The organism is Thiomonas sp. TH-17, from assembly GCF_057473305.1.
In genome coordinates this window covers 1-11,833 of sequence record NZ_JBYCKI010000137.1, presented here as the reverse complement: position 1 = coordinate 11,833, position 11,833 = coordinate 1, and the positions used below count along the sequence as shown (strand labels likewise).

At 63.0% G+C, this 11,833-nt stretch carries 14 protein-coding genes; 2 read left to right on the top strand and 12 right to left on the bottom strand.

The features are described from left to right. Positions 1-226: 226 nt before the first annotated feature. The 10 genes from AC2VLV_RS08245 to AC2VLV_RS08200 form a co-directional block, all read right to left on the bottom strand. Positions 227-526 carry a nucleotidyltransferase domain-containing protein gene (locus AC2VLV_RS08245; protein ID WP_486989524.1) on the bottom strand — a complete coding sequence of 100 codons (300 nt, stop codon included), beginning with the start codon at positions 524-526 and terminating at the stop codon, positions 227-229. A gap of 22 nt (positions 527-548) precedes the next feature. Further along, positions 549-959 (bottom strand): type II toxin-antitoxin system VapC family toxin, encoded by a 411-nt coding sequence (locus AC2VLV_RS08240; protein WP_486989523.1) that lies wholly within the window; start codon positions 957-959, stop codon positions 549-551. Further along, a complete protein-coding gene (locus AC2VLV_RS08235) occupies positions 959-1,201 on the bottom strand; it encodes an AbrB/MazE/SpoVT family DNA-binding domain-containing protein (RefSeq protein ID WP_486989522.1) in 243 nt (80 codons plus the stop codon). The genes AC2VLV_RS08240 and AC2VLV_RS08235 overlap by 1 nt, the downstream gene beginning before the upstream one ends. A 72-nt stretch (positions 1,202-1,273) precedes the next feature. Then, positions 1,274-2,110, bottom strand: a complete 837-nt coding sequence (locus AC2VLV_RS08230; protein WP_486989544.1) for a glycosyltransferase family 2 protein — start codon at positions 2,108-2,110, stop codon at positions 1,274-1,276. Positions 2,111-2,208: 98 nt separating this feature from the next. Then, a complete protein-coding gene (locus tag AC2VLV_RS08225; protein WP_486989521.1) occupies positions 2,209-4,266 on the bottom strand; it encodes a tetratricopeptide repeat protein in 2,058 nt (685 codons plus the stop codon). A 2-nt stretch (positions 4,267-4,268) separates the two neighbouring features. Next, a complete protein-coding gene (locus AC2VLV_RS08220) occupies positions 4,269-6,329 on the bottom strand; it encodes a tetratricopeptide repeat protein (RefSeq protein WP_486989520.1) in 2,061 nt (686 codons plus the stop codon). Then, positions 6,326-7,186, bottom strand: a complete 861-nt coding sequence (locus AC2VLV_RS08215) for an REP-associated tyrosine transposase (protein ID WP_486989519.1) — start codon at positions 7,184-7,186, stop codon at positions 6,326-6,328. Before AC2VLV_RS08215 ends, AC2VLV_RS08220 begins: the two co-directional genes overlap by 4 nt. A gap of 62 nt (positions 7,187-7,248) precedes the next feature. Next, a complete protein-coding gene (locus AC2VLV_RS08210; protein ID WP_486989518.1) occupies positions 7,249-7,680 on the bottom strand; it encodes a TA system VapC family ribonuclease toxin in 432 nt (143 codons plus the stop codon). Further along, positions 7,677-7,904 carry a CopG family transcriptional regulator gene (locus AC2VLV_RS08205; protein WP_486989517.1) on the bottom strand — a complete coding sequence of 76 codons (228 nt, stop codon included), beginning with the start codon at positions 7,902-7,904 and terminating at the stop codon, positions 7,677-7,679. Before AC2VLV_RS08205 ends, AC2VLV_RS08210 begins: the two co-directional genes overlap by 4 nt. Positions 7,905-8,163: 259 nt before the next feature. Then, positions 8,164-8,601, bottom strand: a complete 438-nt coding sequence (locus tag AC2VLV_RS08200) for a pilin (RefSeq protein ID WP_486989516.1) — start codon at positions 8,599-8,601, stop codon at positions 8,164-8,166. Between the two features lie 403 nt (positions 8,602-9,004). Here AC2VLV_RS08200 and AC2VLV_RS08195 point away from each other — a divergent pair, with 403 nt between their 5' ends. Then, the gene (locus tag AC2VLV_RS08195) at positions 9,005-9,229 is read left to right on the top strand and encodes a hypothetical protein (RefSeq protein ID WP_486989515.1); all 225 of its coding nucleotides are present in this window, start codon (positions 9,005-9,007) and stop codon (positions 9,227-9,229) included. 16 nt (positions 9,230-9,245) lie between these two features. Here AC2VLV_RS08195 and AC2VLV_RS08190 read toward each other — a convergent pair whose 3' ends face one another. Both AC2VLV_RS08190 and AC2VLV_RS08185 read right to left on the bottom strand, forming a co-directional pair. Further along, complete coding sequence (locus tag AC2VLV_RS08190) at positions 9,246-9,719, bottom strand: pilin (protein WP_486989514.1); 474 nt, start codon at positions 9,717-9,719, stop codon at positions 9,246-9,248. 242 nt (positions 9,720-9,961) lie between these two features. Continuing rightward, complete coding sequence (locus tag AC2VLV_RS08185) at positions 9,962-10,522, bottom strand: Uma2 family endonuclease (protein ID WP_486989513.1); 561 nt, start codon at positions 10,520-10,522, stop codon at positions 9,962-9,964. 152 nt (positions 10,523-10,674) lie between these two features. Between AC2VLV_RS08185 and AC2VLV_RS08180 the strand changes: the two genes are divergently transcribed. Further along, a partial coding sequence (locus AC2VLV_RS08180) for a M20 aminoacylase family protein (RefSeq protein ID WP_486989512.1) occupies positions 10,675-11,833 on the top strand: 1,159 nt, incomplete at its 3' end.

The following is an 11,833-nucleotide window of genomic DNA, read 5'->3' as shown; positions in this document are numbered from 1 at the left end:
GCCATGAACTTTTTCTCGAGCATAAGTAAATCGTGCTTCCGCTCCCCTTTTTGCCTTGCCGGAACGCCAATGTAGATTCCAAATGCCTTGCAGTCGCGATTAACCAGGCTGAGCGCCCCGATTGTAGATGTGTGGATGGGGTCATGTGTGGATGGGGTCAGGTCTAGCTTTGTTGCAGATTCATCAGAGCTAGACCTGACCCCGTTGCCCTCCTTAGAGGCGGCTGTCATAACAGAACCCCTTGTTCGAGCGCCTTTTGGTGGATAGGTTGCCAGTGTGTGTCGGGATCACGCACAACAACATCAATGCGCCGCTCACCCAAAAGGCGCAGTAAGCGCGCTTCCAGCTTGAGTGTTTTTTCGAGGCGATTTTGGCTGGGGGCATTCGTCTCGATGTACAGATCAATGTCGCCGCTAAGGGCAGCGTCATCGGTGCGCGAGCCAAACAGGCGCACACGAGCCTCTGAACCAAAAATGTCGGTCACTGCTTGCCGAATTCGATTCGCGTCTTGCTCGCTGAGTCTCATTGTTGCGTTCCCTCACTAATCATCATGGGTTTATCTCCGGCGTAATCAGTTCGAGCCTCGGGAAATAGCTGCGGTAACGCCGCGCATCGCGGGTGAGCAGGGGCCAGGACTGCACCGCTGCATGCGCTCCGATCAAAAAGTCTGGCAGCACGCCGGTTTGACTGCCACCGGCACTGCGGTAGCGCGCAAAGGCCTTGCCGGCAAGGAATAGCGCCGGTCTGGGCACGTCGTGCATGGCCAGCCCAAGTTTGCCCAGCACGGCGTCGAGCGCCTCATAGGTGCTGAAGGACAGGGACAGTTCAGCGTAGATGACGGGGTTGATCGCCAGTGGGTGGACTTGCGACTGCGTGCGCAATTGGTGGATCGACCAGTCGGCCCATTGGGGGTCGTCTTCCAGCACGTCGATGAGCACGTTGGTGTCGATCAGCAGCATCAGGCATCGCCGCGCAGGAGTTGCATCAACTCGTCGGTGCGCCACTTGACCGTCGCGCTGCCGCGGACCGCTTGGAAACGGTCGCGTCTGGCGGTAGGGTGTGAAGAGGCTGCGGGCTTGAGCACGACACTGCCTGCGGCATCCACTGAAAACTCCACCCCACTACCGGGTTTGAGATGCAGGGCATCCCGGATGTGCTTGGGAATGGTGACCTGGCCTTTGCTGGTGAGCGTGGTGGACATGATTTCTCCGAAAGTATTACCGTTTTTGGCATGGTAACGCTGGCGGGCTGGACGGGCTCCTTGCTTAGGCCTTCACCCATCGCGCTTGTACGTCAGGTTGGTGATCTGCTCCGAGATCAGCCCGATGAGGAACACGATGACCGCCGCGCTCATGAGTAGCGCGCTCATATTGGTGAAGCGATGGCCAATGGTGAAGGTGTAGACATAGTTTCCCAGGCCTAGCAGGAAGAACCCGGCGGCCACCGGCGCGAACAGTTTCAGCGGCGAATACAGCGTGGCGATCTTGAAAATGATGAGCAGAAAGCGCACGCCGTCGCGTAAGGGGCGGATGTGGCTCTTGCCGACGCGCCGCGCCGCCACGATGGGCACATAGGCCACCGGGTAGGCGCTGCGGAAAAACGCCATGGTGCTGGTGGTGGGGTAGGAGAACCCGTTGGGCAGCAAATGAATGAATTCGCGGAACTTGTCGGCCCGCGCGGCGCGAAAGCCGCTGGTCAGGTCAGCCACCGGGTGGTTGGTCATCCAGCTCGCCAAGCGGTTGTACAGGCCGTTGGCCAGGCCGCGGCCTACACTGGCCTGCGAGCCGTCGCCGCGCGCGCCCACGGCCATGTCGTAACCCTCGTCGAGCTTGGCGAGAAGGCGGGGAATGTCGGCGGGGTCGTGCTGCCCGTCGGCGTCCATGAACACCAGCACCTCACCTCGCGCGGCGCGCGCGCCGGTCTTGATGGCGGCGCCGTTGCCCATGCCATAGGGTTTGCTGATGACCCGCGCGCCCGCCTGCTCGGCCGCAGCGGCGGTGGCGTCGGTGGAGCCGTCGTTCACCACGATGACTTCGGCTTCGGGGTAGATCGCGCGGATGCGAGCGACCGTCTGCCCCACAGCGCCGACTTCGTTGCGGGCAGGGAGAATGATGGATAACTTGCATGGGGTCAGGTCTAGCTTTGTAGCAAATGCATCAAAGCTAGACCTGACCCCATGCAGATCAGTGACCCCATGCAGATCAGTCGTCATTTCTTCTCCCCGATTTCTTCGGTCAGCACCTTGCGCAAATGCGCCTCGCTGTCCTGATAAAAGCCCACATGTCGCAGCCAGCGCTGGTGCAGGGCGGCCATGCTCCAGCCATGAATGTGCGCCAACGGCGACGGCACCGCAATGAGCAGGTCGAGCGCCTTTTGCTGATGCCCGGCGCTGGCGAGTTCCACGGCGAAGCGCAGCCGCGCGCCCACCGGCAGACCGGGCAGGCGCAAGGCTTGCAGGTCGAGCGCATAGGCCGCTTGCGCACGCCCCGCGGCGAGGGCGGAGAGGGCTTCACGGTGCAGCAAATCGCGCTGCACCGTGGTCTGCCTGGCATGCGGATTGGCCAGCGCCGCAGCAATCAGGTCTTGGCTGAAGTCAGCGCCCAACGCGGTGCAGGTGCCCAGGCCATCGAGCAATTTGCCGAACTGGTATTGGGTCACGTTGTCGGCCAGATCGGCGGTGCGGGCAGCCTGCAGCAGGCTGGCGCGCAAGCCCTCGGGCGCCTGGCCTAGCGCGCAGGACACGCCAGCGCGGTTGATCAGCAGAATGAGGCTGTGCGGATGCTCGCGCAGCGCGGCATCGAGCAGGCGCGCGGCCTCGGGCGTGTTGCCGACATTGCTCCAGAAATTGGCCAGATAGCCTTGCGCTCGCGGCGAATCCGGGTGTTCGCGCGCCCACACCAGCGCCTGCTGGAAGGGCTTGCCCCAGACATCGGCCCGGCGCGCGGTCTGCAGCGCAAACAAGGCCAGCAGCGCCACGGCGAACCACACCGGCCAACGGCGGGAGGTAACACCGGGGGTCAGGTCTAGCTTTGTAGCATTTGCTACAAAGCTAGACCTGACCCCATTCACCCCATTCACCACCGCGATCGCCAGCGGCAGAAACATCAGCCCAGCCGGCAGGTAGTTGCGATGTTCGAACGCGAGTTCGAGCTGCAGCCAGGTGCTTTCCATCACCTGCCCGGCGAGATAGAAGCCCACGGCGACACCAGCCGCAGCCACTACGGGGCTGCGCGCCCAGCGCGACAGCGCGGCAAAGACGATGAGCGCCAGGATGCCGAGCACGGCGAACAGCGTGGACAGCGGCTGCAGCAGCCCGGTGGAGAGCACGATGTCGTCGTGGAACAGGCCGCCGTCGTGTGTGCGCGCCAGCCAGATGTCGCCCAGATACGTCCAGACGATGCGGCTTTCGGTCAGCAGGCGTTGCAGCGGGGTGAAGTCGCGCCCGGCCATCGCGCCCGTCCACAAGCCCGGCAGAAAGGTGGCGAGATAGCCCAGCACCGCCAGGGCGGGCAGGCGGATGAACACCCAGCGCCAGACGAGAAACGTGCGGCCGCCTTGCGCGACGGCCGTGTGCTGGCGGTCGAACACCAGCGCCTCCAGCACCCAGGCCAGTAGCGGCAACAACGCGCCGTTCTCTTTGGAGAGCACGGCCAGCAGCGTGCCCAGCGCCAGCGAGACGCTCATCCATGCATAGCCTGCGCGCTTGCGCCCCTGCGCCAGCAACGACCGGCCATGCGCGTAGCCCCACAGCCCCGCAAAGACAAAAGTGGCGGCGAGCATGGCCATGCGCTGCACCACATACAGCGTGGTGCTCACCCAAAACGGGTCGAGCAGCCAAAGCCCTGCGGTCAGCACGCCCACCCAGGCGGCGGGCTGCCGCGCCAGACCCAGCGCCCGCGCCAGCGCCGCGCTCAGACCCGCGAGCAGCACGCCGTTGAGCAGGTGAAACGCCACGTTGGTGAGCTTGAACGCCTCGGGCGCTGCGGGCCAATTGCGGGCATCGAGCAGAAAGGTGGCGAGCGACAGCGGCCGTCCCGTCGGCCCGGCAAAGCCCGAGGTGAGAAAGGCCACTACTTTCCACCAGGTATCGATCTGCCCAAAATCACCCAGCGGGGCGAGGTTGGAAAAATCGTCGAACAGAAAAGGCCCGGTGCGCCCAGGCCAGTAAGCCAGCCAGGCCAGCGCCAGCAACACCGCCAGCGCCGCGAGCGGCAGCATGCGGCGAAAGGTCGGGGCGGTGCTGGATGACGGTTCGTTGTTGTGCATGGTTAGCGACTTTCCGTTTCAGCCTGGCCGCTGGCCTTCATCTTTTGCGCCAACTCCTGCGTCAGCTTCGTGATCTCCGCATCGTGAATGCCAAAGCGATTCAGCTCGCGCATGCGCTCCAGCACGTTGTCCGCATCGCCGTAAAGCCCCGCGGCCGTCTGCATGACGAGCAGGTTTTTCCAGTAGTCGTACTTGCCGGGGTCGAGCGCCACGGCGCGCAGCATGAGCTGGTAGGCCAGCGGGTTGTCATGCGCGAGGTTGGCGGCCCAGTTGGCTTGCAGCGTGACCAGATCGGCGCGGCTGGGGTTGCGCTGCACCGCGAAGGCGATCAACTCGCCGAGTTGCTGCACATCGCCCGGGGTGTAACGGCACACGCCGTTGATGCTGCACTGAATCAGGCTGTAGAGCGCGCCCACGTCTTCCGCGCTCATCGGCGAGGTGGCGATGGTGTGGTGCATCTCGGCCCACCAACGCGGCTGAATCGGCAGACCGTTCTTCGCCGACATGAACACCAGCGCCTGCAAGGGTTGCAGATCAGCGCCCGGCAGCAGCGCGCCCTGTTCCATCTGCCGCATGCCCATCTGGAACTGCGGGCTGCCCACGCCCTGCGCCGTGATGAGCATCATGCGCCCCAGGTCGTAACTGGCGCGCGGCGACTGCGGATGCGTGGTCGCCTCGAAGTACGCCAGCCGGTACGGGTTACCCCAGGTCTGCGCCCGAATGGCGGTAAACAGGCCGTAAAGCGCGATGAAGGCTGACACACCGCCCACGGTGAGCAGACGCAACGTGCCGCGGCGCTCGGCGTCCGGCGGGCTCCAGGTGAACAGCAGGGCGAACAGCGCCAGAAAAATGCCCCAGTCCGGCAGATAGTTGCGGTGTTCATACACCAGTTCCAGCGGCACGAAGGTCGACAGCAACGACTGCCCGGCAAACCACCACAGCACACCGAAGGCGAACAACGGCAGGCGGCGGCGCAAGGCCAGCGCCGCGCCCAGCAGCGCCGCCAGAAACGCCCAGCTCGCCGCCGTCGTCCACGGCGACAGCCAGCCGGTGGAAAGCGCGATGTCGTCGTGATAGAGGGAAAGCGCATCGGGCGAGGGCAGCACGATCCAGCGCAGATAGTCCACCAGTACCCGCCCCTCGGTGAACAGCCGCTCGCTCAAGGTGAACGGGCGGGCGGCATAGGCCGAGCCGTTCAGCGCGCCGGGCAGCAGCCAAGCCAGACCGAGTACGCCGGGTATCAGCAGCAGCACCACGAACACCGGAACCAGCGGATTGAGACCCCGCGGCAGTGTGTTGACCCCATCCCAACCGCCCCCACTGCGTGGAGGAGGCGTGTTTGCTCCCTCTCCACTTGTGGGGAGGGCCGGGGAGGGGAGGTTTCGCGCCGCAAGCGCGCCACGCAGCACCACCCACTCCAGCACGAAGGCGTAGGCCGGCAGCATCACCCCGGTTTCCTTCGCCAGCGCGGCTACCGCCGTGCCGATGGCCAGGCTGCCCCAGATCCACGCCATCGCGCCGCGTCGGCCCGCAATCAGCCGCATGCGCCCGTGCCAGTACGCCAGCAGTCCCAGCAACACGAAGCAAGACGCCAGAGCCTCCTCGCGCTGAATCACATACAGCACCGCAGTGAGCTGAATCGGCGCCAGCACCCAGGCGGCAGTGGCCAGCAGCGCCAGCGTGGGCGCGCCCACCAGCCAGGGGCGCGGCGCCTGCCTCTCCAGCCAGCCCAGCACTCGCACCGACAGCAGCCAGATCAGCCAGCCGTTGAACAGATGCAGCAGCACATTCGCCAGTTTCAGCGGCCAGGGGTTCATGCCGGTGAACACCATCTGCGCCGCAAAGGTGAACATCGACAGCGGCCTATCCAGCGGCCCCGCGTGCGCGCTCCAGATCGCGTGCCAGAAGTGGGTCTGCAGCGCGCTTTGCGCAAACGCCGCGTTGTCCACCAGATTGCCGAAATCGTCGAACACATACCCGCCCGACAGGCCCGGCCAATAGACCAGCAGGCCCAGCGCGAGAATGAGAAGAAGAACCAGCTTGGGGGTCAGGTCTAGCTTCATAGCATGTCGACCGCTTTTTGCTCGGCTTTTTGGCGGCGCACCACACGCCCTACCGTCGTGAAATGCACGCCAAAATAGTCGGCGATCTGCGTGTAGCTGTAGTGACCCGTGGCATGTGCGGCAGCGATGGCGTCGTCCCGGCGCGGATGGCGGGCGGCGATATCCGCCAACGGCAAGGGCGGAGCGCGGCGCTGTGCGAGCGGCACTTGCAATGCAGGCGCCTGCCCCGCCTGGGCCAACATGCGCGCCACAAAAGCCGCATCGCCGAGATACACCTGCGCCTGCAAGCGGTTCCACAGCGGCGGCGCCTTCACGCCCTCGGCGACGAACTGCGCGAAAGCGAGCATGGCCGCACCGCGATCCACACCGAAGGTCGACAGCAACACATCAGTCGTCAGCCAGCGATACGGCGCCACCTGTCCCGTCATGGCGCCATAACTGCTCCAGGGCCAATCTTGAGCCTGCCGCACCATGCCCGCCCGGACCGGGTTGAGCACCACATAACGCGCCACCTCCAGCAGATAAGGATTCCGGTCCACCAGGATCGCCTTGTATCGCCCCTGAAACACATGGCCCACGCGCCCATGTTTGCGATTACTGCGCTGGGTGTAAGCGCCGTTGAGCTGACGCATACCCTTGGACAAATTGCCGTCCGGGGTTTCCACCAGCAGGTGATAGTGATTGGTCATCAAACAGTACGCGTGCACCTGCCAATTGAAGTCGGCCACCACGTCGCCCAGAATATCCAGAAATAATCGGCGATCCGTGTCATCCTCATAAATCGGCTCCTGCCGATCACCACGGGCCGTGACGTGATAAAGCGCGTGAGGAAATTCAAGACGCAGAGGGCGGGACATGCCGCGATTCTAGCGGCAGATATGCTATGAAGCTAGACCTGACCCCATTCTTTCACATTCTTTCAAAGAATCACCAAAGCCGTCTGTCCATCCACCACCGCATCAGTCACCAGTTTCCTGTCAAAGCTGGCCAGCTTGCCACCGTGGTGCCGCGCGAGCGCGAGCAAATAGCTATCGGTGACCTGGGTGTGGCTGAGCAGGCGCTCCGCCTGCACGAGCGCAGGGTTCATCAAGCTGATGTCGTCGGGCCAGAAGTGATGACCCGGCAGGGCCCGCAGCGCTAGCAGCACCCCGGCAACGGTTGCAGGCGTGCCTGGCGCGTTGGGGTAACGCGGATGGCCGACGATCCGCAACAAGCCGTTTTCCGTCAGCGGGCAGGTGGCCCAGTTTGCACGGCCCGTTTGGGCAAACCAATGGTGCGCGGCGTCGTGCTGCATATGCGCCGGGTCGATCAGCGCAATGAGCACGTTGACATCGAGCAGGTACGTCGTCATGGCAACTCGTCGCGCAACTGGTTGACGAGCTCCAAAGTCACCGGCTTCGCATCGGGCTGACTGGCGAGCAGCGGCACGCCGTTGCGCTGGCCCAGGACGGGCTCTCGCCGCAGGGCCTGCCGCGCCAGCGCCGACAACACCTCACCCACGCTTTTATGCTGCCCAGCCGCCAAATGGCGGGCGGCATTGAGCACGTCATCATCAATCGACAGAGTGGTTCTCATGACCATGTCTCCAAGCATCAAACATCAGGCACCGCGCATCATAGTCTGAAAGTCAGTGCATGGAGCATCGAGGGCATAACACCACCGAGGGCGTGAGCGTGCCCATGAAAGCGCCCGGTCGCCACTGTGCCGCTGCATTTGCGCACCCTCAAGCCACCCCGAAAACAAAAAACCCGCCACGCGGCGGGTTTCGGGGTGAAGAAGGGGAAAGGGGTGCTACGAAGCTAGACCTGACCCCGTTCTTTTTCATTTTCTGTTGTTAGGTGCCTTTGCACGAAGAAGGAAGATATTTTTGCGGCATGTTGCCAGAGGTGCAGGTCCATGTTACTGAACCACCAGCGCCAGTTGCGGAAAGAGACAGCGTCATCGCAGTGATGTTTGAGTTGGCCTTGGGTCCAGCATATGCGGCAGTAATAACACCGCTAGCATTTGTAATGCTGGAAACATAATTACCCTTTATCGATGCTGCGGTGGCAAGGCCAGCTGAGGCATTATTCAAGGGGAAGTGGCCATTGGTTGTATAGAATTCACTAACTGCAGTTTTTGCACCGTCCATCAGTGATAGGCCTTCAGTTACCTGTGCACGAATCGTGTAATCCTGATACGCCGGAATCGCGATCGCCGCCAAAATACCGATAATCGCCACGACGATCATCAACTCGATCAGCGTGAAACCTTGTTGCAGTTGCTTTTTCATCTGAAACTCCTGAGTGTGGAAAAGAAAATAAAAAAAAGTAAAAATCAATAACGGTTGGGCAAAAAAATCACCGCAGCCCGGGGCGGAACAAAGTCTGGAGATGCTGCTTACCCCAGACTGCGGTGGACTGACATCACCCCCCGATGGGCATGAGAGATAGAGCACAAGCCGTGCCAGCCCTTTTGTGTCTTGCTCGCCCCGATTTCCGTGAACTGCTTCACGAAATCCGGCGCATCGGCCCGCTCAACCCCCGACAATCTTTGCCAGCCCTGCCAATTTTTGTCAGGCGAGGCGAAAATTGGCGATGTGCGCAGGCGCGCAAGCCGCCGCGAGTGGCGGTTCGGCACGGGTCAGCTTGCTGACGTTGCTCGAAACCTAGTGGGTATTGCGCAGCGCGGCCAGGGTGGACAGGCCGGGGGTGCTCGGGCTGTTCAAAAACCTGCTGGAGTGCGCCGACCTGCTGATTGAAAACGAGGATGCGCTGGTGCAGGCCTTGCACGACTATGAGGATGGGCTGGCCGACTTTGCGGATTGCCTGATGGCCGCGCGCTATCAGCAACTGGGCTGCTCCACCCTGTTGGCTTTTGACGCCAAGGCATCACGCCTGCCGGTGTGTACTCGGCTGTAACTGCGGCAAGCGGTTTTCAACGGCACGAAGTCGGCAGATAGGCGGGCGGCACGGCGTTGGCGTCTGCATGGGTGGTGCAATTCCACTGCAGAGCACCTGCCGAGCTGGTGGCCGAGAGGAAAAGCACTTTGTTCGATAGATTGGAATTGGCATGGTTGCCGTAGGTCATCTTGATCAGCCCAGACGTGACCGTGACGCTGCTCACATAGTTGCCGCTGATCGACCCGGCAGAAACCAGTCCGGCAGACTGGTTGGAATTGGGAAAGACGCCGTGTTGCGCGTAGTAATCCCAGATCGCATTTTTCGCCCCCCCGGCCAGCACCAGCCCCTCTGAGACTTGGGCGCGCATGGTGTAGTTTTGATAGGCGGGTATGGCGATGGCCGCCAGTATGCCGATGATGGCGACCACGATCATCAGCTCGATGAGGGTGAAGCCGCCTTGGAGGGGGCGGAATGAGGGGCGGAATGAGGGAACAGAGGGCGCGCGCATGGTCTGTGCTCGATGGGGCAGGGCCGGTGGGTTTGTAAACAATCGTGATTCTGGCTCTGCAATTTGAAGGCCATCGGCGCGGGTCGCAACAAGGGCCGGATTGTGTGAAATGCTTCACAGTTTTTCGCCACCGCGGGCGGGCGCAGTGACGGTTTGCGGCGGAAATGAGCCGGATTTGTCAGCACGGCGCTTGCGGCTGACAATTTTTGCGGGTCAGGACCACGCGAACCGGTAAGTCCCGGCTATTCGATGTCGGCGTAAATCTCGGACAGGGGAATGTCCAGTTCCAGGCAGTCGAGGTGCAGTGCGCTTTCGACGAGGCGATCATGCGCCCAGCCTTGGGGCGTGCGGCGGTAGCGGTCGATGCACAGGGCATCCTGATCGACCAGCACATATTCCTGCAGGCTGGGAAGCAGGCCGTAAGCGAGGCGCTTTTCCCGGCGGTCGATGCGTTCGGTGCCCTTGGAGAGCACTTCGATGATGAGGCAGGGGCGGGTGCAGTAGAGATTGTGCCGATCTTGCGGATCGCAGGTGAGGATGAGGTCGGGGTAGTAGAAGAAGGTCTCTCCTTCATGCTCGACACGCACCTTCATGTCGGCGATGAAAAGCTGGCAACGGCGGGCGCGGGCCTGCTGGTGCAAGGCTGCATACAGCGCGCCCGCGATCAGGCCGTGCTTGCGACTTGCCCCGCCCCTGGCGACGACCTGGCCGTCGAGGTATTCGTGCTTGATGTCGGTGAGCTGTTCGCCCTCAAGGTAGTCTTCAACGCTGACGGCGGGCCTGAGCGCGGCTATGGGGGGCATGGTGATGTCCTGTACCTTTAGGGAAGACCATCGTATTCTGCACGAGTTGAGGGGAACTGACTTCGGCGGACACTCTCCAGAAAACGCCGGGTCGCCCCCCTTAGGGAGAGTCGGGCAAATCCTGCCTATGGGGCTACTCAGAGGACACTGCCATGCAACTCATCGATTCCATCGTGACCGAGGCCGCCGCGCTCACCGCGCTGCGGCGTGATCTGCACGCGCACCCCGAGCTGTGCTTCGAGGAGCAGCGCACGTCCGACGTGGTGGCGGCGCGGCTGGCGGCGTGGGGGGTGGAGGTGCATCGCGGCCTGGGCAAGACCGGGGTGGTGGGGGTGATTCACGGCCGCGACGGGGGTGTCTGTGGAAGGATGATCGGCCTGCGCGCCGACTTCGACGCCCTGCCGGTGACCGAATTCAACACTTTCGCCCACGCCAGCCAGCACCCCGGCAAGATGCACGCCTGCGGCCACGACGGCCACACCGCCATGCTGCTGGCGGCAGCGCAATTCCTGGCCAAGTCGCGCGATTTCGACGGTACGGTGGTGTGCATCTTCCAGCCGGCCGAAGAGGGCGGTGGCGGCGCGCGCGAGATGATCGCCGACGGCCTGTTCGAGCGCTTTGCGGTGCAGGCGGTGTTTGGCATGCACAACTGGCCGGGCATTCCGGCGGGGCACTTCGCGGTGAAGGCCGGGCCGGTGATGGCGTCGAGCAATGAGTTCCGCATCAAGCTCACCGGCAAGGGCGCGCATGCGGCCATGCCGCATCTGGGCCTCGACCCGGTGCCCGCCGCTTGCCAGATGGTGCAGGCGTTTCAGACCATCGTCACCCGCAACCGCGCCCCGCTCGACCCGGCGGTGATTTCGGTCACCATGATTCATACGGGCGAGGCGACCAATGTGATTCCCGAATTCGCCGAAATTCAGGGCACGGCGCGCACCTTCACTACCGAAACGCTCGACCTGATCGAGACCCGCATGCGCGACATCGCCACCCACACCGCGGCGGCCTTCGGCGTGGGCTGCGAGTTTGCGTTCAAGCGCAACTATCCGCCCACGGTCAACCACCCCGCCGAAGCCGAGTTCGCCAGGCGGGTGATGGTGGAGATGGTGGGCGCAGACGCGGTGCAGGAGTTCGTGCCGTCGATGGGCGCGGAAGATTTTTCCTTCATGCTGCAGGAGAAGCCCGGCGCCTATCTGATCATCGGCAACGGCGACGGCGACCACCGCGTGCCCGGCCACGGCGAAGGGCCGTGCACCTTGCACAACCCGAACTACGACTTCAACGACGATCTCATTCCGCTGGGCGGCAGCT